At 69.3% G+C, this 25658-nt stretch carries 26 protein-coding genes; 7 read left to right on the plus strand and 19 right to left on the minus strand.

Features of this window, described 5'->3' with window-relative positions:
* The first annotated feature begins 29 nt into the window (after positions 1 to 29).
* Positions 30 to 419, plus strand: a complete 390-nt coding sequence (locus tag H9L21_RS08065) for an RNA polymerase-binding protein RbpA (RefSeq protein ID WP_154594955.1) — start codon at positions 30 to 32, stop codon at positions 417 to 419.
* On the opposite strand, the gene H9L21_RS08070 is transcribed toward H9L21_RS08065, so the two are convergent.
* From H9L21_RS08070 to H9L21_RS08080, 3 genes are read right to left on the minus strand one after another with little or no spacing between them, the layout of a single operon-like run.
* Entirely contained in the window at positions 409 to 1134 is a 726-nt protein-coding gene (locus H9L21_RS08070; protein ID WP_154594954.1) for a polyprenol monophosphomannose synthase, read from the minus strand. The genes H9L21_RS08065 and H9L21_RS08070 overlap by 11 nt on opposite strands.
* Positions 1131 to 2588, minus strand: coding sequence for an apolipoprotein N-acyltransferase (gene lnt / locus H9L21_RS08075; RefSeq protein ID WP_154594953.1), 1458 nt, complete (start codon positions 2586 to 2588; stop codon positions 1131 to 1133). Before lnt ends, H9L21_RS08070 begins: the two co-directional genes overlap by 4 nt.
* Positions 2585 to 3664 carry a M24 family metallopeptidase gene (locus H9L21_RS08080; protein ID WP_187411361.1) on the minus strand — a complete coding sequence of 360 codons (1080 nt, stop codon included), beginning with the start codon at positions 3662 to 3664 and terminating at the stop codon, positions 2585 to 2587. The genes lnt and H9L21_RS08080 overlap by 4 nt, the downstream gene beginning before the upstream one ends.
* Positions 3665 to 3747: 83 nt before the next feature.
* Here H9L21_RS08080 and H9L21_RS08085 point away from each other — a divergent pair, with 83 nt between their 5' ends.
* Positions 3748 to 5310 (plus strand): M28 family metallopeptidase, encoded by a 1563-nt coding sequence (locus H9L21_RS08085; protein ID WP_154594952.1) that lies wholly within the window; start codon positions 3748 to 3750, stop codon positions 5308 to 5310.
* A 73-nt stretch (positions 5311 to 5383) separates the two neighbouring features.
* Positions 5384 to 6283: a 5'-3' exonuclease gene (locus H9L21_RS08090; RefSeq protein WP_154594951.1), complete on the plus strand. Its 900-nt coding sequence runs from the start codon at positions 5384 to 5386 to the stop codon at positions 6281 to 6283.
* Here H9L21_RS08090 and H9L21_RS08095 read toward each other — a convergent pair.
* The 13 genes from H9L21_RS08095 to arc all read right to left on the minus strand — a co-directional run bounded on the left by H9L21_RS08095 (position 6273) and on the right by arc (position 19834).
* Complete coding sequence (locus H9L21_RS08095) at positions 6273 to 8993, minus strand: DEAD/DEAH box helicase (protein WP_154594950.1); 2721 nt, start codon at positions 8991 to 8993, stop codon at positions 6273 to 6275. The two genes, H9L21_RS08090 and H9L21_RS08095, sit on opposite strands and share 11 nt — an antisense overlap.
* 19 nt (positions 8994 to 9012) lie before the next feature.
* Positions 9013 to 9855, minus strand: coding sequence for a twin-arginine translocase subunit TatC (gene tatC / locus H9L21_RS08100; protein ID WP_255467010.1), 843 nt, complete (start codon positions 9853 to 9855; stop codon positions 9013 to 9015).
* A 5-nt stretch (positions 9856 to 9860) separates the two neighbouring features.
* The gene (tatA, locus tag H9L21_RS08105) at positions 9861 to 10082 is read right to left on the minus strand and encodes a twin-arginine translocase TatA/TatE family subunit (RefSeq protein ID WP_154594949.1); all 222 of its coding nucleotides are present in this window, start codon (positions 10080 to 10082) and stop codon (positions 9861 to 9863) included.
* A 10-nt stretch (positions 10083 to 10092) separates the two neighbouring features.
* Entirely contained in the window at positions 10093 to 11055 is a 963-nt protein-coding gene (locus H9L21_RS08110) for a helix-turn-helix transcriptional regulator (protein ID WP_154594948.1), read from the minus strand.
* Positions 11052 to 12008, minus strand: a complete 957-nt coding sequence (locus tag H9L21_RS08115) for a helix-turn-helix transcriptional regulator (RefSeq protein ID WP_154594947.1) — start codon at positions 12006 to 12008, stop codon at positions 11052 to 11054. Before H9L21_RS08115 ends, H9L21_RS08110 begins: the two co-directional genes overlap by 4 nt.
* 10 nt (positions 12009 to 12018) lie before the next feature.
* The gene (locus tag H9L21_RS08120) at positions 12019 to 12900 is read right to left on the minus strand and encodes an FKBP-type peptidyl-prolyl cis-trans isomerase (protein WP_154594946.1); all 882 of its coding nucleotides are present in this window, start codon (positions 12898 to 12900) and stop codon (positions 12019 to 12021) included.
* Between the two features lie 96 nt (positions 12901 to 12996).
* Positions 12997 to 14358: a Pup--protein ligase gene (pafA, locus tag H9L21_RS08125; protein ID WP_154594945.1), complete on the minus strand. Its 1362-nt coding sequence runs from the start codon at positions 14356 to 14358 to the stop codon at positions 12997 to 12999.
* Between the two features lie 73 nt (positions 14359 to 14431).
* Positions 14432 to 15124, minus strand: coding sequence for a proteasome subunit alpha (prcA, locus tag H9L21_RS08130; RefSeq protein ID WP_154594944.1), 693 nt, complete (start codon positions 15122 to 15124; stop codon positions 14432 to 14434).
* A gap of 10 nt (positions 15125 to 15134) precedes the next feature.
* Positions 15135 to 15947 carry a proteasome subunit beta gene (prcB, locus tag H9L21_RS08135; protein WP_154596162.1) on the minus strand — a complete coding sequence of 271 codons (813 nt, stop codon included), beginning with the start codon at positions 15945 to 15947 and terminating at the stop codon, positions 15135 to 15137.
* Positions 15947 to 16141: a ubiquitin-like protein Pup gene (locus H9L21_RS08140; protein WP_154594943.1), complete on the minus strand. Its 195-nt coding sequence runs from the start codon at positions 16139 to 16141 to the stop codon at positions 15947 to 15949. Before H9L21_RS08140 ends, prcB begins: the two co-directional genes overlap by 1 nt.
* Before the next feature lie 9 nt (positions 16142 to 16150).
* Entirely contained in the window at positions 16151 to 17653 is a 1503-nt protein-coding gene (gene dop / locus H9L21_RS08145) for a depupylase/deamidase Dop (protein ID WP_187411362.1), read from the minus strand.
* Between the two features lie 64 nt (positions 17654 to 17717).
* Positions 17718 to 18143: a GNAT family N-acetyltransferase gene (locus tag H9L21_RS08150; RefSeq protein WP_187411363.1), complete on the minus strand. Its 426-nt coding sequence runs from the start codon at positions 18141 to 18143 to the stop codon at positions 17718 to 17720.
* 41 nt (positions 18144 to 18184) lie between these two features.
* The gene (gene arc / locus H9L21_RS08155; RefSeq protein ID WP_154596161.1) at positions 18185 to 19834 is read right to left on the minus strand and encodes a proteasome ATPase; all 1650 of its coding nucleotides are present in this window, start codon (positions 19832 to 19834) and stop codon (positions 18185 to 18187) included.
* Between the two features lie 142 nt (positions 19835 to 19976).
* Between arc and H9L21_RS08160 the strand changes: the two genes are divergently transcribed.
* Together H9L21_RS08160 and H9L21_RS08165 are read left to right on the plus strand one after the other, a co-directional pair.
* Complete coding sequence (locus H9L21_RS08160; RefSeq protein ID WP_154594941.1) at positions 19977 to 20513, plus strand: hypothetical protein; 537 nt, start codon at positions 19977 to 19979, stop codon at positions 20511 to 20513.
* Positions 20510 to 21391 (plus strand): hypothetical protein, encoded by an 882-nt coding sequence (locus tag H9L21_RS08165; RefSeq protein ID WP_154594940.1) that lies wholly within the window; start codon positions 20510 to 20512, stop codon positions 21389 to 21391. The genes H9L21_RS08160 and H9L21_RS08165 overlap by 4 nt, the downstream gene beginning before the upstream one ends.
* A gap of 3 nt (positions 21392 to 21394) precedes the next feature.
* Here the strand turns inward: H9L21_RS08165 and H9L21_RS08170 are convergent, their stop codons facing one another.
* The 3 genes from H9L21_RS08170 to H9L21_RS08180 are packed head-to-tail and all read right to left on the minus strand — an operon-like array spanning position 21395 to position 23891.
* A complete protein-coding gene (locus H9L21_RS08170; RefSeq protein ID WP_154594939.1) occupies positions 21395 to 22273 on the minus strand; it encodes a tRNA (adenine-N1)-methyltransferase in 879 nt (292 codons plus the stop codon).
* The gene (locus H9L21_RS08175; protein WP_154594938.1) at positions 22270 to 23187 is read right to left on the minus strand and encodes a M50 family metallopeptidase; all 918 of its coding nucleotides are present in this window, start codon (positions 23185 to 23187) and stop codon (positions 22270 to 22272) included. The genes H9L21_RS08170 and H9L21_RS08175 overlap by 4 nt, the downstream gene beginning before the upstream one ends.
* Positions 23188 to 23225: 38 nt before the next feature.
* Positions 23226 to 23891 carry an HAD family hydrolase gene (locus H9L21_RS08180; protein ID WP_154594937.1) on the minus strand — a complete coding sequence of 222 codons (666 nt, stop codon included), beginning with the start codon at positions 23889 to 23891 and terminating at the stop codon, positions 23226 to 23228.
* Positions 23892 to 24067: 176 nt separating this feature from the next.
* Here H9L21_RS08180 and H9L21_RS15480 point away from each other — a divergent pair, with 176 nt between their 5' ends.
* Together H9L21_RS15480 and H9L21_RS08185 are read left to right on the plus strand one after the other, a co-directional pair.
* The gene (locus H9L21_RS15480) at positions 24068 to 25075 is read left to right on the plus strand and encodes a hypothetical protein (RefSeq protein WP_230081283.1); all 1008 of its coding nucleotides are present in this window, start codon (positions 24068 to 24070) and stop codon (positions 25073 to 25075) included.
* A complete protein-coding gene (locus H9L21_RS08185; protein ID WP_230081343.1) occupies positions 24958 to 25473 on the plus strand; it encodes a site-specific integrase in 516 nt (171 codons plus the stop codon). Before H9L21_RS15480 ends, H9L21_RS08185 begins: the two co-directional genes overlap by 118 nt.
* The last annotated feature ends 185 nt before the right edge of the window (positions 25474 to 25658 follow it).

Below are 25658 nucleotides of genomic sequence, written 5' to 3' on the forward strand. Positions count from 1 at the left end.
GACGGAGACCTTCAGAAGGGGGACCGACAATGGCAGAACGAGCCTTGCGCGGAGCGCGGCTGGGAGCCCAGAGCTTCGAGGACGAGCGCGGAGTCGAGATGGCGCCGCGACAGCAGATCGAGTACGTGTGCGCCGACGGCCACACCTTCACCGTGACGATGTCCGACGAGGCCGAGGTTCCGGCCGAGTGGGAAGATCCGAAGACCGGTCAGATGGGACGCCGGGTCGGCGGAGCCGAGCCGGACCGCAAGGAGGAGAAGGCCGTGCGCACGCACTGGGACATGCTCCTGGAGCGTCGTTCCGAGGCCGAGCTCGAGGAGATCTTGACCGAGCGGCTGGAGATGCTGCGTGGTGGCGAGATCGGCCCCCCGCACCTGCACCGCAAGAGCAAGTCGCGGAAGAAGTCCGTCAGCGCCTAGCGGCGAACGGATTCATCCGCTGGAGGCCCCACACGGTGACCCGTGTGAGGGCCTCTTTCACGATGTCGAGGCTCATCTTCGACTGACCGTGCACCCGTTCGACGAACGTCACGGGAACCTCGGCGACCTCGAGGCCGGCGAGCCGGGTCTGGCGCGTCATGTCGATCTGGAAGCAGTACCCCTGCGACTCGACCGCGTCGAGGTCGATCGCCTCGAGCGTCTCGCGGCGGAAGGCCCGGAAGCCCGCCGTGGCGTCCTTGACACCGAGGTTCAGCATGAGGCGGGCGTAGAGCGACGCCCCCCGCGAGAGGGCCTCGCGCCGCTTGGGCCAGTTGACGACCGAGCCGCCGGGCACCCACCGCGACCCGAGCGTCAGCGGCACGCCCGACCGGGCCGAGTCCAGGAGCTTGCCGAGGTCCTCGGGACGATGGGAGCCGTCGGCGTCCATCTCGACCAGCACGTCGTAGCCACGCTCCAGGCCCCACGCGAAGCCGGCGCGGTACGCGGCGCCGAGCCCTTCCTTGCCCTGCCGGTGCAGGACGTGGATGCGGGGATCGTCGACCGCGAGCTTGTCGGCGATCTCACCCGTGCCGTCGGGCGAGTTGTCGTCGGCGACCAGGATCTCGACGTCGGGCTGCGCCTGGAGCACGCCCTGACAGATCCAACCGACGTTGTCCGCCTCGTTGTAGGTCGGGATGATGATCAACGTCTTCATGGCCGCTCCAGTCGTAACTTCCGTTTACCGAGGGCCCATCCTGCCACGGACATGACGTAGATCACCACCGCCCATCGGGGCCCCCACTCGGTGGCCGGGGTGGTGCCCTGCGCGGCCTGGACCTCGGCGATCACGGTCGCCGGCTCCTTCGGCTCGGCCCGGCCCTCGACGCGACCGCTCGGGTCGACGATGCCGGTGATGCCGTTGGTCGATGCGACCGTCACCCAGCGCCCTGTCTCGATCGCCCGCAGGCGCGAGATCGCCCACTGCTGCTGGGGCTGCACGCCGCGCCCGAAGTCCATGAAGCTGGCGTTGCTGGTCTGAACCGCGAGGATCTCGGCACCCCGCTCGACGGCACCGTGGACGGCTCCGTCGTAGGCGATGTCCCAACAGATCGTCAGCCCGATGGCCAGGTCGTCGAGCGTCATGACGCCGGGCTCGTCACCGGCGAGGATGTCGCGCGGGATGTCGCGGTCGAACCGCGGGACGATCGACCCCAGCTGGTCGCGGAACGGCACGTACTCGCCGTAGGGCACCGGGTACTGCTTGAGGTACACGTCGTCGCGGGGGCCGTTCTCGTCGATCAGGACCGAGGCGTTGTACGCGGTGTCCTCGCGCGGGCCGTCCAGCAGGGCGCCCACGAGGATGGGTGCGTCGAGGCGCGCCGACAGCTCCATCAGCTCCTGACGCGCCCAGGGGTTCTTGATCACGTCGAGGTCGGAGCCGTTCTCGGGCCAGATCACGATGTCGACCGGCCGGTCGATGCGCTCGGTCTCGGCCAGGTGGAGACGGAAGATCTCGGCGCGCGGCCACTGCAGGAAGGGGCCGGGCGTGTTGCCCTGCACCACCGCGACGGTGCGGGACTCTCCCCCGTCGGCGATCCCCACGGGCAGGACGAGCCCGATCGCGGGGATGGCGATCGCGGCTGCCAGAGCCGTGAGCCGGCGATCCTTGACGGCCACCACGAGCAGTCCCGCGACCACCGCCATCAGCCACGACGTGGCGGGCAGCGCCACCAGACGCACCCAGCCCTCCAGGGGCGTGTCCAGCGCCGTGTGGGCCAGCCGGCCCCAGGGGAACCCGCTCAGCGGGAAGGCGCCCCGCAACTGCTCACCGGCGACCCAGACGGCCGCGGCCCAGACGGGCCAGAACGGAGCCCACACGGCCGCGCGGAGTGCCCACGTGATGACGGCGAGGAACAACGCCTCGATGGACACGAGGGCCACCCAGGCCCACGGGTCGACAGCGTTCATCCACCAGATCAGCGGCCCCATGAAGGCCAGCCCGAACACCAGGCCGGTGGCCAGCACCCGCCACACGGACGCGTCGCGCAGCGTCCGGACGACGGCGAAGTAGCCGGCCAGCGTCAGGACCATCAGTCCCGGGACGGCGAGCGGCTCGAAGGCCGCGGCGGACGCGGCACCGAGCAGGGCGGCCGCGAGGACCTGTCTCACAGGCGAACGAGATCGCGCGGGGTGTTGTTGAGCACCTCGAGACCGTCCTGCGTGCACACGACGATGTCCTCGATGCGCGCACCCCACTGACCCTCGACGTAGATGCCCGGCTCGATGGAGAAGGCCATGCCCGGCTCCAACACCGTCCGGTTGCCCTCGACGATGTAGGGCTCCTCGTGCGTCTCCTGGCCGATCCCGTGACCGGTGCGGTGAATGAAGCGGTCGCCGTACCCGGCGTCGGCGATGATCTGCCGGCCGATCGCGTCCACCGACTCGGCCGTCACGCCGGGTCGCGCGTACTCGCGCTGGGCCTGTTGGGCCTGCTTCAGCACCTCGAGCATGGCGATGTAGCCCGGATCGGGCTCGCCGCCCGCGACGTAGTTGCGGGTGGAGTCCGAGCAGTACCCGGCGGCGTTCGTGCCGCCGATGTCGACGACCACGGGCTCCCCGGCGCCGATCACGCGGTCGGAGACCTCGTGGTGCGGCGATGCGCCGTTCGGCCCGGAGCCGACGATGACGAAGTCGACCTGCTCGTGGCCCTCCTCGACGATCGCACGGGCGATGTCGGCACCGACCTCGCGCTCGGTGCGGCCCGGGCGCAGCCACTCCCCCATCCGTGCGTGGACCCGGTCGATCGCGGCGCCGGCGTCGCGCAGCGCCTGCACCTCCTCGTCGTCCTTGACCGCGCGCAGGGCCGACACGAGCTGGCCGCCCAGCACGAGGCTGGCCTCGGGCAGCGCCTCCTGCAGGGCGAACACGCGCGACGCCCACATCTGGTCGTCGACGGCCACGACGTCGGCGTCACCGACCAGGTGGGCGACGATCGCGAAGGGGTCGTCGAGCTCGTCCCAGGTGACGATGGGCATCGACACGCCCGCGGCCTCGGCCGCCGATCGCTCGAGTCCGGGGACCACCAGGTGGCTGCCCAGCTGGGTCACCACGAGACAGGTCAGCCGCTCCAGCGGCTTGGCCGCATAGCCGGTCAGATACCGCAGATCCGCCCCGGGAGTCACGAGCAGGGCGTCGACGCCGTTCTGGCTGGACAGGATGCGGGCACGATCAAGGCGTTCGGTCACACCACGAGGCTATCTGGCGGAACCCGATCGGATGTGTGAGCGTAGGGCGTATCTCTCAACACACCCACAGGATCGGGGGATCCATGAAGAAGGCAGTCATCGCCGTGTCCACGGCGGTCCTCACCGCCGGCCTCGTGACCGCGTCACCCGCGGAAGCGAAGCCGGGTCCGGCGGCACCGAAGGGTCAGACCACCAAGCTGACCGAAGCCGTCACCGTCAACGGAATTCTCAAACACCTGCGCCAGTTCCAGTCGATCGCCAACGCGAACGGCGGGAACCGTGCATCGGGACTGCCGGGATACGAGGCGTCCGTCAACTACGTCACCCGCGAGCTCGAGCGGTCCGGGTACGACGTCACGAAGCAGGCGTTCACCTTCCCGTTCTTCCAGGAGCTCAGCCCCACGGTGCTCACGAGCGGGGGCGCGACGATCGAGAACTCGATCTTCACGTACTCCGGCAGTGGCAGCGTGACCGGACCCATCGTTCCGACGAACGACGTCCAGGTCCCGCCCGGCGCCGAGGCGGGAAGCAGCAACTCCGGTTGTGAGGCCGCCGACTTCGACGCCGCGCCCGCCGAGCCCGCGATCGCGCTCGTCCAGCGCGGCACGTGCGACTTCGCGGTCAAGGTCCAGAACGCGGTGGCCGCCGGCTACGACGCCGTCATCGTCTTCAACGAGGGTCAGCCGGGACGCACCGACATCATCGCGGGCACCCTCGGCGTTCCGCAGGACGTCCCCGTCACGGGCGTCACCTACGAGCAGGGCGCCGCCTTCGTGGCGGCCGGCACGCCCACGGGCACGCTCACGACCGAGGTCGAGGCCGACCTGGACCGCACGACGTGGAACGTCATCGCGGACCTGCCGAAGTCCAAGCTCAAGAAGATCAAGAACGACGACCAGGTCGTGGTCGTCGGCTCGCACCTCGACAGCGTCACGGAGGGCCCGGGCATCAACGACAACGGCTCCGGCTCCGCCGGCACGCTGGAGATCGCCAAGCAGCTCTCCAAGACGGGCCTGGACAAGAAGCTCCAGCGTCCGGTCCGCTTCGCCTTCTGGGGCGCGGAGGAACTGGGCCTGCTCGGTTCGGAGCACTACGTCGCCAGCCTCGATTCCGACGAGCTCTCGGAGATCTACGCGAACCTGAACTTCGACATGATCGGCTCGCCGAACTACGCGCGGTTCGTCTACGACGGTGACGGCTCCGACGGCGAGGCCGGCCCGGCCGGGTCCGGTGAGATCGAGAAGATCTTCACGGACTACTTCGACAGCAAGAAGCTCGCCAGTGAGCCGACGGCGTTCGACGGCCGGTCCGACTACGGTCCGTTCATCGCGGTCGGGATCCCGGCCGGTGGACTGTTCAGCGGTGCTGAGGGCGTCAAGACGCCCGAGCAGGTCGAGCTGTACGGCGGCACCGCCGGTGTCGCCTACGACCCGTGCTACCACCAGGCCTGCGACGACACGACCAACATCAGCGTGAAGGCGCTGAACGAGTTGGGCGACGCCGCCGCCTTCGCGGTGGCCAGCCTGGGTCTGTCGAAGTCGGGCCTGTACCCCGACGGCAGCCGCAAGGCCGCCAAGAAGATCACGGGCAAGGCCTTGGCCAAGGCTCATGGCAAGGCCCACGGTCACGCGGGCGCCGCTCGCTGATCACCCGCGCTCGTCCCCGTCACCGCTCGCGGTGGCGGGGACGACGCATGTCCGGGCGTGCCATCATGGCGCCATGTCCTCGCGACTGCTCCTGCTCGACACGGCCAGCCTCTACTTCCGCGCGTTCTACGGCGTGCCGGACTCGATCAAGGCCGCCGACGGCCGCCCGGTCAACGCGGTGCGCGGCATCGTCGACTTCCTGGCGACGTTGCAGTCGCGCTACGAGCCCGAGGTGGTCGTGGCCGCGTGGGACGACGACTGGCGTCCGGCGTGGCGCGTCGAGCTCCTCGACACGTACAAGACGCACCGGGTGGCCGACGCCGAGGCCGGCATCGAGGAGACGCCGGACCTGTTGACGCACCAGGTGCCCCTCATCGCCGAGGTCCTCGCCCTGGCCGGGGCCACGGTCGTCGGTGCGCCCGATGCCGAGGCCGACGACGTGATCGGCACCCTCGTGCGGCGGTGGGACACCGGCGTCGACGTCGTCACGGGCGACCGCGACCTGTTCCAACTGGTCGACGACGCGCGCGACGTCCGCATCCTCTACACCGCCCGGGGCGTCAGCAAGCACGACGTCGTCGATGCGGCATGGGTCCGCGACAAGTACGGCATCGAGCCGAGCCAGTACGTCGACTTCGCGGTCATGCGCGGCGACGCGTCCGACGGTCTGCCGGGCGTCGCGGGGATCGGGGACAAGACCGCCGCAACGCTGCTGGGCGAGTTCGGCGACCTGGCCGGGATCCGCGCGGCGGCTGCGGACCCCGAGTCCTCGCTGCGCCCGCGGATCCGCCAGTCGCTGCTGGACTCAGCGGACTACATCGATGCGGCGGTCAAGGTCGTCACGGTACGACCCGATCTGGACCTCGCCGATCCCGTGGCCGGCGCGATCGACGTCGACGGCCTGCGCGCCTTCGGCGAGCAGTGGAACGTCGCGGGCCCCGTCGAGCGGCTGCTGGAGTCCGTCAGGACGTGACGCTGGAGTAGGCGACCACACCGGTCCGCAGCTCGTCCAGGGCCGCACGCGCCGAGTCGCGCACCGGACCGGGTCCGGCCGCGTCGGCGATCTGGGCCACGGTGTCGATCAGCTGCTTCATCGCCCGCACGAAGTCCCCGGCCGCCATTTCGGCGGTGCCCAGCACCAGGTCCAGGCTCGTGCCCTCGCACCACATCCAGACCGCGTACGCGAAGCCGAAGTCCGGCCGGCGCAGGAACTTCAGCCGGTGCTCGCGCTCCAACTGGTCCAGCTCCAGCCAGAGCATCCCGAGGGACTCCGCCGCCTGGGCGACGGCCTTCGTCGGGAAGCGGGGCGGCGGCGCATCATCGGAGTTGCGCGCGGTGTAGGTCAGGCCGCTGGCGACCGCGGCGAACTCCGGGGGCGACAGCCCTTCCCAGACGTCGATACGCAGCGACTCGCTGACGATGAGGTCCGACTCGCCGTAGATGCGCTGCAGGCGGCGACCCTCCTCGGTGACGTCGTCGCCCTCGAGGTAACCGAGCGCGTCCAGCACGACGCACACCCGGTCGAACTGACGCGCGACGCTGTTGGTGCGCTGTTCGACCCGGCGGCGCATGCTCTCGGTCTCGCGGTCCAGCGCGATCATGCGCTCGGCCCAGCGGGCGTGCGACTCGCGGTCGGGACAGCTGTGGCACGGGTGGTCGCGCATCTGGCGCCGCAGCTCGGCGATCCTCGGGTCCTCGACCGTCGGACCGTCCCGGTACGCCCGCGGGTGGTCCGCCAGGTGTCCGGCGCGGTCACGCAGCGCCGACGCGAGGTCGCGCCGCGACTGCGGGTCCCGCGGGTTGAAGGTCTTGGGGATGCGCATCTGCGTCAACGGCTCGACCGGGCTCGGGAAGTCGACGGCGGCGAGCCGTCGCGCGTGCCGGTTCGCCGTCAGGACCATCGGGCGGGGCCCGTCGCGGTTGCCGGCGTCGGGATCGAGCACGATCGCCAGTCCCGAGAACTTGCCCGCCGGGACGTTGATGACGTCGCCACGCTTCAGCCGGCCCAGGGACTCGAGCGCCTCCTCGCGCTTGGCGGCACGGCGCGACTTCGAGCCCGCCGACTCGATGTCGCTGAGCTGGCGACGCAGGCTCATGTACTCCATGAAGTCGCCCTGCTCGCAGGTCGCGGACTCGCGGTACCCCTCGATCGCCTCGTCCGCCTTGCGGACCTTGCGGGCCAGCCCGACCACGGCGCGGTCGGCCTGGAACTGTGCGAAGGACATCTCCAGCAGCTCGCGGGCGCGCTCGCGACCCACCTGGTGCACCAGGTTGACCGCCATGTTGTAGGAGGGCCGGAAGGACGAGTTGAGCGGATACGTGCGCGTCGATGCCAGGCCGGCCACGTGCCGCGCGTCCAGCCCCGGTTGCCACAGCACGACGCCATGGCCCTCGACATCGATCCCGCGGCGGCCGGCGCGGCCGGTCAGCTGGGTGTACTCCCCCGGCGTGACGTCCACGTGGTTCTCGCCGTTCCACTTCGTCAACCGGTCGATCACGACGGAGCGGGCGGGCATGTTGATGCCCAGGGCCAGGGTCTCGGTGGCGAAGACGACCTTGACCAGGCCGGCGCTGAAGAGGTCCTCGACGCACTCCTTGAAGGTCGGCAGCATGCCGGCGTGGTGCGCCGCGATGCCGCGTCCGATCCCCTCACGGAACTCGTGGAAGCCGAGAACCGCCAGGTCCTCCTCGGGCAGGTGGGCGCAGGCGGCGTCGACGTGGGCGTGGATGGCCTCGCGCTCCTCCTGCGAGGTGAGGATCAGGCGGGCCGCCAGACACTGCTCAACGGCGGTGGCGCAGCCCGCGCGGCTGAAGATGAAGACGATCGCCGGCAGCATGCCCTCGGACTCGAGCTTGAGGACGATGTCGATGCGGTCCGGCGTGCGGTGGCGACTGCGCGGCCGTCGGCCGCCCTTCTGGGGGCGGCGCGAGCGGTTCTTGGCGAACGCCCGGTTCCACTGCGCGTCGTCGCGGGCCATCTGCTCGAGGGTGTGGTTGACCTCGGTGCTGTTCGGCTCGAACAGGTCGAACATCTTGCGGCCGACCAGGACGTGCTGGTGCAGCGGAACGGGCCGCTTCTCCTCGACGATCGTGTCGGTCTCGCCGCGCACCTCGTGCAGCCAGGCGCCGAACTCCTCGACGTTCGAGACGGTCGCCGAGAGCGAGACGATCGACACCGAGGGAGGCAGGCCGATGATGACCTCCTCCCACACCGCGCCGCGGAAGCGGTCGGCGAGGTAGTGCACCTCGTCCATCACGACATGCCCCAGGTTCTTCAGCGTCGAGGAGCCCGCGTAGATCATGTTGCGCAGCACCTCGGTCGTCATGACGACGATCGGGGCCTCACCGTTGATGGTGTTGTCGCCGGTCAGCAGGCCGACGTTCTCGGCGCCGTACCGATCGGCGAAGTCACTGAACTTCTGGTTCGACAGCGCCTTGATCGGCGTGGTGTAGAAGCACTTGCGCCCGGTGGCCAGGGACAGGTGCACGGCGAACTCGCCGACCAGGGTCTTGCCCGAGCCCGTGGGGGCCGCGACGAGGACGCCGTGCCCGTCCTCGAGCGCCTCGCACGCCCGGACCTGGAACTCGTCGAGGCCGAAGGGGTAGAGGTCTCGGAAGGCCGCGACGTGGGGGTGCTGGCGGTCCTTGCGGAATCGGGCGTACTGCTCGGCCGGGGTGGACATGCCTCCAGCCTACGGAGGATCAGTCACCGAGGCCTTCAGGCGCCTCCAGCGGCGAGGCCTCCTCGTCGCCCCACGCCTGCGTGGCCCGTCCGCGCCGTCGGTCGGTGACCCGCGCGATGATCTCGGAGACGAAGTACAGGACGCTCATCGGGATCGCCAGGAACAGGAACGTCACGGGGTCGACGGTGGGCGTCGCGACCGCAGCGAAGACGAAGATGCCGACGATGATCCACGGTCGGGCCCGGATCAACTGGGCACCGCTCACCGCGCCGATGCGGTTCAGGATCACCACCACGACGGGGATCTGCGCGCCGACTCCGAACAGGATGATCATCCGCGTCGCGAAGCTCAGGTAGTCGGCGCCGTTGAGCAGGTTCGTCCACCCCTCGGGGGCGAAGCCGACCAGCAGCTCGATCGCCTTGGGGAACGTCCAGTAGCCGACCCAGGCGCCGCCGAGGAACAACGGCAGGCAGGTCGCCGTGAGCAGGAGCGCGGCGCGCTTCTCGTTCCGGTGCAGGGCCGGCAGGACGAACGCCCACAGCTGCCACATCCAGACCGGGCTCGAGAGCACCAGGCCCGCGAGGACGCTGGTCTTGAGCTGGAACTGGAACGCCCCGCCGATCCCGCTGACGACCAGCTCGGTGTCGATGTCCTTGGCCTCGAGCGCGGGGCGCACCTGCTCATAGGGAGCGGTCAGCCACTCGAGGATCTCCGGGTAGAAGTACCACGCCACGCCCACGCCGAGGGCGATCGCGGCGAGCGCCTTCACCAGCCGCGAGCGCAGCTCCGCGAGGTGATCGAGCAGCGGCATCTCGCCGCCGGGTCCCGGACGGCGGCGCGCCGCCCCGAATCCGATGACCACCCCGGTCAGGGAGTCTGGTCGTCGCGGCGCTCGACAGCGGCGGGATCGATGGCCCGAGCGGTGGGATCGGCCTTCTTCTCCTCGTGCTCGCTCTCGCGGATCTCGGACTTGAAGATGCGCAGCGCACGGCCGGAGCCGCGGGCGAGCTCGGGCAGCTTGCGGCCGCCGAACAGCAGCAGGACGATCCCCAGGATGATGAGGATCTCGGTGGGGCCGAGGTTGGGCATGGGGAACTCCTTAGACGGAACTTGTTCCATCGTACGCGGCCAGCGCTGAGCGGGCGGCATCCCGTACCTCCGCGGCGAAGCCGGCCGGCTCCACGACGTGCACGCCGCCACCCGCGCGCATCACGACGCGAAGCAGCCACGAGGGGTCGCTGCCGAACAGTCGCGCGCGGACGGAGCCGTCGGGACGCTCCTGCAAGACGTCCATGCGGTACTGCTCGAGCACCCAGACGGCGCTGGGCTCGATCTCGACCACGATCGACGGCGTGTCCGGGCCCTGGGGGAAGAGATCCTCCAGGCGCGTGCGGTGACCGGCCTCGGTCGTGACCGGCGCGTCGAGCACCGTGGCGGCGACGATCCGGTCGACCCGGAAGAGTCGGTCGGCCTCGACCTTGTGGCACCAGGCGGACAGGTAGCGATGGCCGTCCTGGGTGAACGCGCGGTGCGGGTCGACGGTGCGCTCGGTCTGCTCGTCGCGCGTCTCGTTGGCGTAGACCATCTGCAGCTGGCGCTGGCCGGCCAGGGCCTCGGCGACGGCGGTCTGCACGTCCGGGTCGACCTCGGGCAGCAGCACGTCGACGGACGTGGCGACATCGGTGCCTGCGGCCTCGGCGAGCTTGGCCAACGCCGAGTCGATGAGGGCAGCCTGGTCGCCGGCCGCCGACTGACGCAGGGTGCGCAACGCGACCATGAGCGCCGCGGCCTCGCTGCGCGAGACGCGCAGGGGCCGGGACATGAACTCGGCGTCGCGGATGTAGACGACGCCCTCGTCCTGCAGGGCGGTGACGTCGAAGTCGATGAGCTCGCCGTGGAACTCGCCCCAGCCGGTGAGCATCATGATCTCGAGCTCACGCTGCGCCTGCGCCGGCTTGATGTTGAACTCGCGCGCCAGGTCGGCCAGCGGGATCCCCTGGTTGCTCTGCAGGTACGGGACCATCGCCAACATGCGGACGACCTGCTTCAGGGACGGGTTCACGCGTGGGCCTCCGCGATCGAACGAAGTCGGTCGATGACGGCGTCCCGCAGCTCCGGCGGCGACACGACGACCACGTCGGGGCCGTACGAGGCCACCTCGGCCGCGAGGTCGTCCAGCGCGGCGTAGGCGATCTCGACCTCGTCGGTCGTGCCGTCGACCGGGTCGATCCGCACCGCGTAGCGCCGCAGCGACTGGCCCCGGCCTGCGGTCACCCGCAGGACGGCGGACGCGGTCGGCTCGGGCGGGTGGAGGGCGCGGGCGACCTTCTTCAGGTCGGCGTCCGCGGGAACCTCGTACTCCCCCGGCTCACCGTCGGGCTTGACGTCTCCGACGATGCGCGACAGCCGGAACAGGCGCGGGCGCCGGCGGTCGCGGTCGAAGCCGCCGACGTACCAACGCTCGCGGAACGAGGTCATGCCCCACGGCTCCAGGTGCCGCACCGTGGTCTCGCCGTCGGGGCGGCGGTACTCGAAGGCGATCGGCATACGGCGGCCGGTGGCGTCGAAGACCGCGTCGAAGGACGGCTCCTCGGCGCTCAGCCGTGCCTCGGTCATGCGCAGCACCGACGGGTCGAAGTCGTTGCCGATGGCCTTGAGCTTGGCCAGGGCGGTCGTGGTCTCGGCGGCCATGCCGGCGTGATCCCACAGCTGACCCGCCAGACCGATCACGGCGGCCTCCTCGACCGTCAGGTCGATCTGCGGCAGCTCGACGTCGGCACGCAGGAGGCGGTACCCCGGCACACCGCCGAGCGCGTCGTAGGTGCCGGTCTCGATCTCGAGGCCGAGGTCGCGCAGCTCCTGCTTGTCACGCTCGAACTTTCGCTCGAACGCCACGTCCGTGTCCTCGCGGTACTCCGCGATGGACGACCTGATCTGGTCCTTCGTCAGGTACTGGTTCGTCGCCAGGAGGGTGAAGACGAGGTTCATCAACCGCTCGGTCTTCCGCTGCGCCATGAGCGACAGACTAGCTGGCGTCGAGCAGGTCCAGGACGAAGATCAGCGGGCCCTCGGGCTGACCGTTCTTCTTGGCGTCCTTGCCGTAGGCGTCGTCGGTGGTGCAGGTCACGACGATCCGGCTGCCGACGGTGTGCCCGGGCACGAGGTCGGTGAGGCAGGGAACGGCCGAGCCCTCGGCGATCGAGATCTGGCGCGGCCCCGTGGACCAGGACTCGTCGAAGACGTCACCGGCGGGGTACTTCTGGCCGACGTACTGGACGCTCAGCGTGGCGCCCTTCTCGATCGGGTCGCCGGCGCCCTTGATCAGGACGTGCGACGCGGACTTCGTGAGCTTGGTCGCGGTCTTCTTCGTCGTGGCGAACTTGACCGGCTGCTGGTCCTTGCCGTACGTCAGCTTCGGCACCGAGGCCGGCGCCTTGACGGCCTTGCCCTCGGCCTTCGGCGGGATCTTGGCGACCAGGTCGAAGAGGAAGACCATCGTGTCGTCCTTCTCGAGGCCGAGGGACTCGACGCTCTGCAACAGGGACGCGCCGTCCTCGGAGGGAACCGACACCAGCACGCGCGAACCGACGTCCTGGCCGACGAGGCCCTTGTAGAAGCCCGGCAGCGCCGTCTTCTCGTTGAGCGTCAGCGTCATCGGCGTCTCGTTCTTGAAGGAGTTGTCGAACTCCTTGCCGGTACGGCCGTTCACGGCGACGTAGTTGATCTTGATCGTGTCACCGGCCGAGATTTCCTCGCCGCCGCCCTTGGAGACGACCTTCGACTCGGTCTTGTCGGTCGTGTAGTCCTTCTCGACCTTCACCTTCGGCGTGCCGGACTTGCTCACCTCGATCCCCTCGAGGTCATTGCCGCCGCCGCAGCCGGTGAGGACGATGGATGCGGTGGTCATGGCAACCACGAGAGCGGTACGACGCACGATGAGGTTCCTCCTGAGGATCGATGCCGTGCCCACAGTAACGGCCGATTCCAAGGAAGAACTGAGAGGTCACATCGAGTCGATGAGGCGCTGCACGCGGTCGTCCTGTGACCTGAACGGGTCCTTGCACAGCACCGTGCGTTGGGCCTGGTCGTTGAGCTTCAGGTGCACCCAGTCGACCGTGAAGTCGCGGCGTCGTTCCTGCGCCCGCGCGATGAAGTCGCCCCGCAAGCGGGCCCGCGTCGTCTGCGGCGGGACCGACTTGGCGGCGAACACGTCCAGGTCGTTCGTGACCCGAGCGACCGCGCCCTTGCTCTCGAGGAGGTAGAACAGGCCCCGGTCGCGGCGGATGTCGTGGTAGGCCAGATCGAGCTGGGCGATCCGCGGATCGGACCACGACAGCCCGCGTTGCGTCCGGTAGCGATCGAGCATCCGGTACTTGATGACCCAGTCGATCTCGCGCTCGACCAGGCTCAGGTCCTCGCTCTCGACCGCCTTGAGCGTGCGCTCCCACAGGTCCATCGTCCGGTCGATCGTCGGTGTGCGGAGCCCGTTGCGGTCGATGTACTCGGCCGCCTTCGCGAAGTACTCGGCCTGGATCTCCAGCGCGGACAGCTCGCGCCCGTTGGCCAGCTGGACCTTGCGGCGGCCGGTCATGTCGTGCGAGATCTCGCGGATGGCCCGGATCGGGTTCTCCAGGGTCAGGTCGCGCATCGCGACGCCCGCCTCGATCATCTTGAGCACGAGATCGGTCGTGGCGACCTTCAGCATCGTGGTCGTCTCGCTCATGTTCGAGTCGCCGACGATGACGTGCAGGCGGCGGAAGCGCTCGGCGTCGGCATGCGGCTCGTCGCGCGTGTTGATGATGGGCCGCGACCGCGTCGTGGCGCTGGAGACCCCCTCCCAGATGTGCTCGGCGCGCTGGCTGACGCTGAACACCGTGCCGCGGGGCGTCTGCTGCACCTTGCCGGCGCCGACGATGATCTGGCGGGACACCAGGAACGGGATCAGGACATCGGCGAGCTTGCTGAACTCGCCGCTGCGGCCCACGAGGTAGTTCTCGTGGCAGCCGTAGGAGTTGCCGGCGGAGTCGGTGTTGTTCTTGAACAGGTAGATGTCGCCCTCGACGCCGTCCTCGGCGAGCCGGTCCTGGGCGTCGAGCATGAGCCCTTCGAGGATCCGCTCCCCCGCCCGGTCGTGCGTGACCAGGTCGACGATGTCGTCGCACTCGGGGGTCGCGTACTCGGGGTGGCTGCCCACGTCCAGATACAGCCGCGCACCGTTGCGCAGGAAGACGTTGCTGCTGCGTCCCCACGACACGACGCGCCGGAACAGGTAGCGCGCCACCTCGTCCGGCGACAGACGGCGCTGCCCACGGAACGAGCAGGTCACGCCGTACTCGTTCTCGATTCCGAAGATCCGCCGGTCCATGTCGCCAGCCTAGACCCGTGAGCGCCAGGCGCACGTGACGCAGGTCACGGGCGGGACGCCCGCGCCCGCGCGGTCAGCCGAGCAGCTCGGCGACCCGTGCCTCAGTCAGTCGCTTGAACTTCCGCGGCTGGCTGCGGGTGCGGTCCAGGACCGCCACCTCGAGGTCGCCCGGAGCGATCGTGCGGGCCGGCTCGGTGTCGTTGCCCAACGCGGTCAGGGCGAGCCGCAGCGCATCCGCCAGCGGCAGCTCCGGCGTGTAGTGGGTGCTCAGGTACTCCTCGACCTTGTCGCTCTGGCCGCCCATGACGCCGTAGCTCGGGATGTCCGCGACGGAGCCGTCGTACGTGAGGCGGTAGATCTGGTCGGTCTCGGGCGTCGTCCCGACCTCGGCGACGAAGATCTCGACCTCGTAGGGCTTCTCGCCGCCGCTGGAGAAGATCGTGCCGAGGGTCTGGGCGTAGGCGTTGGCCAGGCCGCGTCCGGTGACGTCGCTGCGGTCGTAGGAGTATCCGCGCATGTCGGCCAGGCGCACGCCGGCGATGCGCAGGTTCTCGAACTCGTTGTACCGACCGACCGCGGCGAAGCCGATGCGGTCGTAGATCTCGCTGATCTTGTGCAGCGCACGCGAGGGGTTCTCGGCAACGAAGACGATGCCGTCGGCGTAGCGGACGACCGCGACGGAGCGGCCCCGGGCGATGCCCTTGCGGGCGAAGTCCGCCCGGTCCTTCATCAGCTGCTCGGGCGAGACGTAGAAGGGGGTGGTCATGGGGGCGCTCCTAGGTCAGCGGGGCGGACGGGCCGTCGGGCGACTGCATGCGGCCGCCGATCACGGCGTCGGCGACGGCGGCGGTCCTGGACTCGTCCCAGGCCCGATACCCGTCGCGCGTGATGACCGAGATCAGGGGGAAGATCCGACGCGTCAGGTCGGGGCCGCCCGTGGCGGTGTCGTCGTCGGCAGCGTCGTAGAGCGCCTGGATGACGGCCGTGACGGCGTCGGACTCGCTCATGCCGGCGCGGTACAGCTTCTTCAGCGAGCCGCGGGCGAACGTGGAGCCGGAGCCGACCGAGTGGAAGGTGCGCTCCTCGTTCTTGTTGCCCGTGACGTCGAAGGCGAAGATGCGGCCGCACTGCTGCTCGAGGTCGTAGGCCGCGAAGAGCGGCACGACCGCCAGGCCCTGCATGGCCATGCCGAGGTTGCCGCGGATGAGCGTCGCCAACCGGTTGGCCTTGCCGTCGGTCGAGAGCGTGATGCCCTCGATCTTCTCGTAGTGCTCGAGCTCGACCTGGAACAGGCGGGTCATCTCGACGGCGATGCCGGCCGTGCCGGCGATGCCGACGCAGCTGAACTCGTCGGTCGGGAAGACCTTCTGGATGTCGCGCTGGGCGATGACGTTGCCCATCGTGGCGCGGCGGTCGCCGCCCATGACGACTCCGCCGTCGAACGTCGCGGCGACGATGGTCGTCCCGTGCGTGACGTCGAGACCGGACACGGACCCTGCGGAGGCGTTCGGCAGCAGATCGGGTGCCTGGGTGGCGAGGAACTCGGTGAACGAGGAGGATCCGACGGCGCGGAAGCCTCCATCGAGCATCACTGGCCGCCCTTCTGGACGAAGCTGCGGACGAACTCCTCCGCGTTCTCCTCGAGGACGTCGTCGATCTCGTCGAGGATGGAGTCGACGTCGTCGTCGAGCTTCTCCTTGCGCTCGGTGTCGACCTCGGGCGCCTCGACCTGCTCGTCGTCGACGTCGCTCTTGCGCGTGCTCCGGTGCTGTTGCTCGGCCATGATCACACCCTAGCGACCCGTGATGGCCCGGAAGAGGTCTGTGGCCGAATGGATTTGGCCGAACAAACCGTCGACATGCTCGGCCGTGCCCTTGAGCGGCTCCATGGTCGGGACCCGCTGCAGCGAGTCGTATCCCGGCAGGTCGAAGATGACCGAGTCCCAGGAGGCGGCGGCGATGTCGCCGGCGAACCGCTGCAGGCACCGGCCCCGGAAATAGGCCCGCGTGTCGTGGGGCGGCTCGGTGACGGCCTCGGCGATCGTCTCGTCGTCGAGGAGTCGGTCCATGCGTCCCCCGGCCACGAGCCGGTGGTAGAGCCCTCGCTCGGGCCGCACGTCGTGGTACTGCACGTCGATGAGGTGGAGCTTGGCGTTGTCCCAGTCCAGCCCGTCACGCTCGCGGTACTGCTCCAGCAGCGCCAATTTGGCCACCCAGTCGAGCTCGCGGACGAGGTTCATCGGATCGTCGGCCAGCCGGGTCAGCGCCGACTCCCACCGCTCGAGGACGTCGTCGGTCTGCCCGTCGCTGCCCTCGGACTCGACGAACTTCTTCGCGTGCTCGAGGTAGTGCCCCTGCAGCTCCAGCGCGGTGATCGTGCGGCCGTCGGCCAGCTTGACCGCGGTCCGCAGCGTCGGATCGCAGGAGATCCGGTGCAGCGCACGGACGGGGTCGGCCAGCTCGAGCGGCGCCGGCAGCGCATCGGCCTCGATCATCGCCAGGACCAGTGAGGTCGTGCCGTGCTTGAGGTAGATCGACGTCTCGGACAGGTTCGCGTCGCCGATGATGACGTGCAGGCGGCGGTACTTCTTGGGATCGGCGTGCGGCTCGTCGCGCGTGTTGATGATCGGGCGCTTGAGCGTGGTCTCGAGGCCGACCTCGACCTCGAAGTAGTCCGACCGCTGGCTGATCTGGAACGCGTGGACGCTGCCGTCCTGGCGCTGGCCCACCCGGCCCGCGCCGGTGATGATGTTGCGGCTGACGAAGAACGGGGTCAGCTGCTGCACGATCGACAGGAACGGCACGTCCCGACGCATCAGGTAGTTCTCGTGGGAGCCGTAGGCCGCGCCCTTGTTGTCGATGTTGTTCTTGTAGAGCATGATCGGCGCGACGCCGGGAACCCGCGCCGCCAACCGGGCGCCACGGGCCATGACCAGCTCTCCGGCCTTCTCCCACCGGACGACGTCGAGCGGGTTCGTGACCTCGGGACTCGAGTACTCCGGGTGGGCGTGATCGACGTACAGCCGGGCGCCGTTGGTCAAGATGATGTTGGCCAGGCCCATGTCCTCGTCGGTCAGCTGCGACGGGTCGGCGACATCGCGGCCGAGGTCGAATCCGCGCGCGTCGCGCAGCGGGCTCTCCTCCTCGTAGTCCCACCGTGCCCGGCGGGTCAGCCCGTTGGCGGCCGCGTAGGCGTTGACCACGTGGGTCGCAGCGACCATCGGGTTCGCCTGGGGCTGGCCCTGGACGGCGATCCCGTACTCGACCTCGGACCCCTGCACACGTCGGACGCTCACATCTTCACCCTACGTCGTGTGACCTGCGGCACCGTCCGACGCGACGCGACGCCGAGGCCCGGACTCAGAGGAACTTCCCGAGATGGACGGAGTCGTCGTAGCCGGCGTAGTAGCCGAAGGGATCGACGTCCACGTAGCCCGCCGACCGGTACAGCGCGATCGCCTCGGGCTGCTCGGTGCCGGTCTCGAGGACCAACCGCGAGACACCCTGGCGGGCGGCGCTGCGCTCGAGCTCGTCGAGGACCTGACGCGACAGGCCCTGACCACGATGGGAGTCCAGGACGAACATCCGCTTGATCTCGCCGTCGGTCTCGCCGTGGGGTCCACCGCGCCGCCAGCCGCCCATCGCCACCGGCACCTCGTCGACGTAGCCGATGAAGAAGATCCCGTTGGGGTGATCGAACTCGGACGGGTCCATGGGCGAGGCGTCGCCCACCTCGCTGGAGTAGCGCCGGACGTACTCGGCCTGGACCAGCTCGGTGAGCTTCACCGCATCCGGGTGGTCGTAGCGGACCACACGCAATTCGAGTGTCAGAGGTACTGTCCCGTGTTCGCGACGGTGTCGATCGAACGACCCGGCTCGTTGCCACCCTTGCCCGTGATGAGGGTGCGGATGAAGACGATCCGTTCGCCCTTCTTGCCCGAGATCCGTGCCCAGTCGTCCGGATTGGTCGTGTTGGGCAGGTCCTCGTTCTCCTTGAACTCATCGACGCACGCCTGCAGCATGTGCTGGACCCGCAGCCCCTTGCTGCCGTGGTCGAGCAGGTCCTTGATCGCCATCTTCTTCGCGCGGTCGACGATGTTCTGGATCATCGCGCCGGAGTTGAAGTCCTTGAAGTACAAGATCTCCTTGTCACCGCCGGCGTAGGTGACCTCGAGGAACTGGTTCTCCTCGCTCTCGGTGTACATCCGCTCGACGGTGCGCTGGATCATGGCGTGGACGCAGGCCTGGCGGTCGCCGCCCCACTCGCGCAGATCGTCCTCGTGCAGCGGCAGCGTCGTGGTCAGGTACTTGCTGAAGATGTCGCGGGCGGCCTCGGCGTCGGGGCGCTCGATCTTGATCTTCACGTCGAGGCGCCCGGGTCGCAGGATGGCCGGATCGATCATGTCCTCACGGTTCGAGGCGCCGATGACCAGCACGTTCTCGAGACCCTCGACGCCGTCGATCTCACTGAGCAACTGCGGGACGATCGTGTTCTCGACGTCGGAGGAGACGCCGGACCCGCGGGTGCGGAACAAGGAGTCCATCTCGTCGAAGAACACGATGACCGGTGTGCCCTCGTTGGCCTTCTCCCGAGCCCGCTGGAACACCAGGCGGATGTGCCGCTCGGTCTCGCCGACGTACTTGTTGAGCAACTCGGGGCCCTTGATGTTGAGGAAGTAGGAGCGTCCCTCCTCCCCCGTCCGCTCGCTGACCTTCTTGGCCAGGCTCGCGGCGACGGCCTTGGCGATCATCGTCTTGCCGCAGCCGGGAGGCCCGTAGAGCAAGATGCCCTTCGGCGGCTTCAGCTCGTGCTCGATGAAGATCTCGGGGTACAGGTACGGCAGCTCGACGGCGTCCTTGATGATCTCGACCTGGTTGCCCAGGCCGCCGATGCTCGTGTAGTCGATGTCCGGCACCTCTTCGAGGACCAGCTCCTCGACCTCGGACTTGGGGATGCGCTCGTAGACGTAGCCCGCGCGGCTGTCCAGCAGCAGCGAGTCGCCGGCGCGGAGCCGCTCGTCCGCGAGGGTGTCGGCGAGACGCACGACCTTCTCCTCGTCGGCGTTGCCCAGGACGAGCGCACGGTCGCCGTCGGCCATCAGCTCCTTGAGCATGACGACCTCGCCGATCTGCTCGAACTCGAGCGCCGCGACGACGTTCATGGCCTCGTTGAGGATGACCTCCTGGCCCTTGCGCAGCGAGTCCTTGTCGACCGCAGGGCTGACGTTGACGCGCAGCTTGCGGCCGCCGGTCATCACGTCGACGGAGTCGTCGTCGTTGCGCTTCAGGAACGTACCGAACCCGGTGGGCGGCTGGGCGAGCCGGTCCACCTCCTCCTTGAGGGCGACGATCTGGTCGCGCGCCTCTCGCAGCGTGGAGGTGAGCCGCTCGTTCTGCGCGGCCGTGTTGGCGAGCCGGGACTCGACGTCCGCAAGGCGGGCCTCGATGAACCGATCGGTGTGCTCATTGCCGTTCATGTGCACCTCCTGGAGGGTGATGTCCACGACCCTACCCGCCGGGGACGCCCGTAACACCCCATCGTGAGATGGCCGCGCTGCGATCGTGTCGCCCGCCGGACGCGCACCCTCTTGCGGGGCGCGGTGCGTCTAGCATGTCGCCATGAGTCGAGGGAGCCTGCTGACCGTGACGTGTGCCCTGACCCTGGGCCTGGCGCTGGCCGGGTGCGGGAGCGAGGCCGACGAGGGTCCGGGCAAGCCCGCGAGCCCCAGCGCCTCGGCCACCGCCGACGCGGACGAGGTCGCCGTGATCGACGCGTACACCGCGTTCCTGACCGAGAAGCGTGCCATCGAGAACTCCGGCAAGGTCCCCGCTGACGCCTACGTCGCGACGCTCTCCCAGGACCGCATCGAGAAGGAGCGGGCGCTCGCGCGCGGGTACGCCGAGTCGGGACTCGTGCGCGTGGGCCGGTCCGAGGTCAAGGACGCCGAGGTCGTGGACCTCAGCGGCGACAGCGCGACGCTGCTCGTGTGCGAGAACGAGGACGGCTGGGGCTTCAAGCCGAAGGGCAAGGACGTCCAGTACCCGAAGGCCGGCTGGGGCCCGCGCGGCATGAAGGTCGTGCGCGAGGGCGATCGCTGGGTCGTGGCCGAGGCGATCGACCAGCAGCGCCTCCCCGCGAAGGACTGCACGGAGTGAGGACGGCGGCACGGCGATTCGGGACGGCCCTCGCGCTCGCGCTGGTGGGCTCGTTCCTCATGATCGCGCCGGCGTCGGCCGAGCGTGAGTGCCTCAGGGAGGGCATGGTCCAGCAGCCCGACGGTTCCATGGTCTACGGCTGCGTCGAGTGGTCGGCCGGCTCCCCCGGCGACTCCGGCGGCGGCTCGGGAGGTGGGGGCGACACCGCTCCCGCCTGCACCTTCCGCGGGTCGATCTACAACGAGTTCTGCATCGGCGACCGTGCGTGCTTCATGAACGACCCGGCGGCCTACCAGGACGTCGAGGCGATCCGCGAACGCGGCGGCACCATCTCGGACAAGCCCGACGACGCCGACCACATCATCCACGTGGGCTGCATCGGACCGGACGACACCGAGTACGAGAACTGGTACTGGGACTCCGAGTTCGAGACGGTCTCGGTGCGCGACCGCCTCGTCGCCGCCTATGGCCGCATCGTCCTGCCGGACGTGACGCCGGTGTTCAACCCGCCGAACCGCACGCTGGTCAACCTCGAGACGTGGTTCTGGGCCCAGGGGGCGTCCGCCACGCCCGTCGTCGGGTCCGAGGCCCTGGGCCTCGTGGCGATCGCCGAACCCCGGGCGATGGTCGTCACCGCCGCGGGCCAGTCGGTGACCTGCCCGGTGGTGACCAGCCGCTCGGACGCGTGCTCGATGACGTTCGGCCGCGCCGGAACCCACACCGCCTCGATGCGGATCACCTACGACATCCGCTTCGAGCTGGACGGCTCGCCCTTCACGGTGCCGCCCGGGAACGAGCAGTTCCTGACGATGGAGTCCACCGACTCGGTCACGGTGCCCGTGATCGAGGTCCAGTCGCTCGTGACCGAGTTGGGCTGAGCCTCAGACGTCCGCGGGGCGCGGGCCCACGTAGTCCGGTCCGTAGGCGCCCGGCGCGGGGCGACGCGTCTTGGGCATCGGCCGCTGACCGGGGGCCAGGCGACGTGCGGTGACGAGGAACGCGGTGTGCCCGTTCATCTTGTGGTTGGGGCGAACGGCCAGTCCCTCGAGGTGCCAGTCGCGCACGAGGGTCTCGAACGCGTGCGGCTCGGTGAAGCCGGCCGACTCGCGCAGCGTCTCGACGAAGCGCGACAGCTGGGTGGTCGTGGCGACGTAGCCACAGACGATGCCCCCGGGCACGAGCCGGTTCAGGGCCAGCGGGATGCAGGTCCAGGGATCGACCATGTCGAGGATGATGCGATCGACCTCGGGCCCGTCCGCGGCGTCACGCAGGTCGCCGACGGTGAGGGACCAGGTGTCGGGCGCCCCACCGAGGGCCAGCTCGACGTTCTTGCGGGCCGTCTCGGCGAAGTCCTCGCGCAGCTCGTGGGACTCCAGGTGACCCTCGGGGCCGATCGCCCGCAGCAGGTAGGTGGTCAGGCTGCCCGATCCGGCGCCGGCCTCGATGACGCGGGCGCCGGGGAAGATGTCGGCCTGCACCAGGATCTGGGCGGCGTCCTTCGGGTAGATGATCGCGGCGCCGCGGGGCATCGAGACGACGTACTCGAACAAAAGGGGCCGGAACACCTGGTAAGGGAACTCCAGCGAGGTCTCGACGACGATCCCCTCGGGGCGTCCGATGATGTCGTCGTGGCGGATCTGCCCCTTCTTGGTGCTGAACTCCTTGCCCGCGACGAGTTGGATGTTGTGCTTACGGCCCTTGGGGTCGGACAGGCGGATCCACTCGCCCTCGACGAACGGGCCCGTGCGTTGAAGATTCATCCAGCCTCACGATAGGCGCGGTCCACGGTGGACGCGAAGAGGGTGCCCACCACGAACCCGCCGTCGTCGACGAGCGCATAGGCATCCGAGGGATTCTCGGCCATCGCCAGCAGCAGATCACGGCCCGAGAGCTCGACCGAGATCGGGACGGCACCGGCCGGCGGCGCATCCTCGCGCATGAGCGAGGAGGCGGACAAGGAGCCGATCCGGGCCAATGCCACCCCCTGCTGCAGCGCGTACGACGCGCCCTGCCACAGGAAGAGGGCGACGGCGAGCAGCAACAGGGCTCGACCGATCGCGAACGCGTCCTCGCCGAACATCATCGAGATCGCGATCCCCACGAGTCCGAGGGCGGCCAGGCGGCCGATCCATCCGGCGACGCGCACGCCCTTGGACTCGCTCCCCGTGACGGCCCAGATGAGGGCGCGCAGCACGCGTCCGCCGTCCAGGGGCAGGCCCGGGAGCATGTTGAAGATCGCGATGAGCACGTTGATGAAGCCCACCGACCACAGCACCGAGCGCGTCGCGCCCTCCGTGGCCTGGGCACCCCAGAGCGCCGCGATGCCCACGACGAACGAGGCGATCGGACCGACGACCGATGTCGCCAGCTCCTGCCAGGGGTTCCGCGAGTCGCCCTCGATGTGGGTCTCACCGCCGAGCAGGTGCAGCTCGACCATCGGCACCCGCATGCCGAACCACCGGGCGACACCGAGGTGCGCGAGCTCGTGGAGGAACACCGACACGTAGAGGCTGAGGACGAACACGATGGAGGTCAGGTACGGGTTCGGCCCGGCCCCCAGGGAGTCGAATTGCGGCGCGAAGACGATCACCAGGATGACGCCCATCACCAGCAACGAGGGACGCACGCGGATGTCCGCGCCCGCGATGCGCGCGATGCGCCAGCCACCACTCATGCGTACAACCTACTGGCGGGTGACGAGGAGATCACTGGTCATTCGTGACCGAGCCCGGCCAGTCGCCCCAGGTGGTCCGCCGTCAGTCCGGCCAGGGTCGGGACGACCGCCCGGAACGGTGCCTCGGGGACGGCGACGGCGTGCGGCACCGCGATCACGAAGCAGCCCGCGGCGTTGGCCGACGCGGCACCGGTGCGCGAGTCCTCGATGGCGATGCAGTCCTCGGCCCGCACCCCCAGCAGCTCGGCGGCCTTCAGGTACGGCTCGGGGTGCGGCTTGCCCTGCGTCACCGAGTCGCCCGTCACCACCGCCTCGAACCCGAGCGCGTCGACGACCGGTTCGGCGATGTAGCCGTACGACATCGTGACGAGGGCCTGCGGCACGCCCGCGGCGCGGTACTCCTCGATCAGCTCCCGGGCACCGGGACGCCATTCCTGCTGCTCCCGCAGGGCGGTGGCCACGCGACCGCCCAGGAAGTCGACGATGTCCTCCGGCGTCATGTCACCGCCGATCCGCTCCTTGATGTAGCGCGCCGCCACCAGCAGGTCGCTGCCGACCAGGTGCAGCGAGTCCTCCTCGGTCCACACCGCGCCGTGGTCCTCGGCGAGCTGGTGCTCCCCCGCGATCCACATCGGCTCGGTGTCGACGAGCGTGCCGTCCATGTCCCACAGGACGGCTTTCGGGTGCTTCGAGGGCGAATTCATGCTCTGACCTGCAGTTCTCTCGAGAAATGGCGGCACGCAACATGGCCTCAAAACCGTCTGATGCGACTATCCACCCTAGATCGGGGGCCCACGGCATAGAAATCCGGCGTGGCGCACGTCCCGCGTCCAGGTGCTTTCAGCACCGCCGGAGGGGTCCCGGCGCCCACCTGTCGGGTATGACGAACCACACCATCGCAGCCCCGATCCGCACCTGGGCCGAACTCCTGAACACCGATCGCGAGGTGCTGACCCGGACCGAGGTCGCGAGCCTGCTTGACGTCGACCCGCGCACCGTCGACCGCGCCATCGAGGACGGCACCCTCTTCGGAAGTCTCCTGATGAGCCCGCGGGCCAAGCCCACCGCCGCGCGCGCTCGACGCGAGAAGGGCACCGGCTCCATCAGCACCTACCAGACCAAGTCCGGTCCGCGGTGGCGCTACGAGATTCAGGTCCCCGTCGAACCGGGCCACCCCGAGGCCGGCACCCGCGTCCACACCTGCGCCGGCTTCGCCAGCTACGAGGACGCCGACGAGGCGCTCACCTTGGTGCGCGCCGACGTGATCCGCAAGATCCCCCAAGCCGTCGGCCGGGACACCTTCACGCCGTATGCGCGGCGGTGGCTCGACGGGCACTCCGTCGGCAACGGCACCCGGATGTACATCCAGCGCGTCATCGACGCGATGGATCCCTACATCGGCCACCTGCAGCTGACCGACATCCGTCCGACCGACCTCGCGGCGGCCTACCGCGGCCTGGAGCGCGGCACGAGACAACCACCGTCGCCGAAACGCCCGCGCAAGGGCCTGGCAACCTCGACCGTCGCCAGGTACGCGAACTGGGTCAACACGATCTTCCTGGCGGCGCTCGACGAAGGCCTGATCGTCAAGAATCCTGCGAACTCCAAGCACGCGGGACGTCCCAAGGGTGAGGCAGCTAAACGCGTCAAGCCGTTCGTCATCTGGAACGTCGAGCAGCTGACCCGATTCTGCGACTGGCACTGGCCGAGGACGAAGCTCGCGCCACCGAGTGGGTGCTCCTCGCACGGACCGGCATGCGATCGGGCGAGTTGCTCGGTCTGCGGTGGGGCGACATCGACGTCGCCAAGTGGCAGCTGCGCATCGAACGCGCCCTCCACTACGACGAGACCCTGCCCCGCGGCGAGCGCTACGTCATCGGCCCGGTGAAGGGCGGACGGCCCCGCACGATCACCTTCGATGCCACGTGCGAGCACCTGCTCCAAGCCTGGCGCCGCGAGCTGCCCGGCCTGCTCACCGGCGACGGCAACGTGACACCCCTGCACGGCCTTCGCAGCGGTGACCCGGTGTTCCCGTCCCGACCGAGACGCGCGGCGACCCAGTCGGGTCTGCCCTCGCGCTTTCAGAGGGTCCAGAAGCTCTATCGGGAAGCTCACCCAACGCAGGACCTGCCGACGCTGAACGTGCACGAACTGCGCCACACCCACGCGTCGCTGCTGTTCGAGGCCGGCCAATCGGTGAAGGTCGTCCAGGAACGACTGGGCCACGCCAGCGCACAGGTCACTTTGGACACCGGGAGCGCGGGTGACGATCGGCACTCCACTTAGCCACGGGGGCCGTCCTCGCATAAACAGGCTTGGTCGTGCCATCACCCGCCAACTGCGGTCCGCGTGTCGTGCGGCCTTCGCAACGCGGCCTTCGTCATCGCATACGCCGTCCTTCAAGGGAGCGTCGTCCGGTGACGACGGGCTCGACGATGCAGTCTCGACCTCGCGCAGCTCGAGCGCAGGGG

It is taken from the genome of Aeromicrobium senzhongii, assembly GCF_014334735.1.
Classification (GTDB): Bacteria; Actinomycetota; Actinomycetes; order Propionibacteriales; family Nocardioidaceae; genus Aeromicrobium; species Aeromicrobium senzhongii.

Coding starts and splice junctions, on each gene's coding strand:
- H9L21_RS08160 (WP_154594941.1), top strand. CDS start 19,977: ATGAGTCGAGGGAGCCTGCTGACCGTGACGTGTGCCCTGACCCTGGGC.
- tatA (WP_154594949.1), bottom strand. CDS start 10,082: ATGCCCAACCTCGGCCCCACCGAGATCCTCATCATCCTGGGGATCGTC.
- H9L21_RS08070 (WP_154594954.1), bottom strand. CDS start 1,134: ATGAAGACGTTGATCATCATCCCGACCTACAACGAGGCGGACAACGTC.
- H9L21_RS08090 (WP_154594951.1), top strand. CDS start 5,384: ATGTCCTCGCGACTGCTCCTGCTCGACACGGCCAGCCTCTACTTCCGC.
- H9L21_RS08115 (WP_154594947.1), bottom strand. CDS start 12,008: ATGGCGCAGCGGAAGACCGAGCGGTTGATGAACCTCGTCTTCACCCTC.
- H9L21_RS08085 (WP_154594952.1), top strand. CDS start 3,748: ATGAAGAAGGCAGTCATCGCCGTGTCCACGGCGGTCCTCACCGCCGGC.
- H9L21_RS08170 (WP_154594939.1), bottom strand. CDS start 22,273: ATGAATCTTCAACGCACGGGCCCGTTCGTCGAGGGCGAGTGGATCCGC.
- H9L21_RS08175 (WP_154594938.1), bottom strand. CDS start 23,187: ATGAGTGGTGGCTGGCGCATCGCGCGCATCGCGGGCGCGGACATCCGC.
- pafA (WP_154594945.1), bottom strand. CDS start 14,358: ATGGACCGGCGGATCTTCGGAATCGAGAACGAGTACGGCGTGACCTGC.
- prcA (WP_154594944.1), bottom strand. CDS start 15,124: ATGACCACCCCCTTCTACGTCTCGCCCGAGCAGCTGATGAAGGACCGG.
- H9L21_RS08140 (WP_154594943.1), bottom strand. CDS start 16,141: ATGGCCGAGCAACAGCACCGGAGCACGCGCAAGAGCGACGTCGACGAC.
- H9L21_RS08120 (WP_154594946.1), bottom strand. CDS start 12,900: ATGACCACCGCATCCATCGTCCTCACCGGCTGCGGCGGCGGCAATGAC.
- prcB (WP_154596162.1), bottom strand. CDS start 15,947: ATGCTCGATGGAGGCTTCCGCGCCGTCGGATCCTCCTCGTTCACCGAG.
- H9L21_RS08180 (WP_154594937.1), bottom strand. CDS start 23,891: ATGAATTCGCCCTCGAAGCACCCGAAAGCCGTCCTGTGGGACATGGAC.
- H9L21_RS08065 (WP_154594955.1), top strand. CDS start 30: ATGGCAGAACGAGCCTTGCGCGGAGCGCGGCTGGGAGCCCAGAGCTTC.
- H9L21_RS15480 (WP_230081283.1), top strand. CDS start 24,068: ATGACGAACCACACCATCGCAGCCCCGATCCGCACCTGGGCCGAACTC.
- H9L21_RS08095 (WP_154594950.1), bottom strand. CDS start 8,993: ATGTCCACCCCGGCCGAGCAGTACGCCCGATTCCGCAAGGACCGCCAG.
- arc (WP_154596161.1), bottom strand. CDS start 19,834: ATGAACGGCAATGAGCACACCGATCGGTTCATCGAGGCCCGCCTTGCG.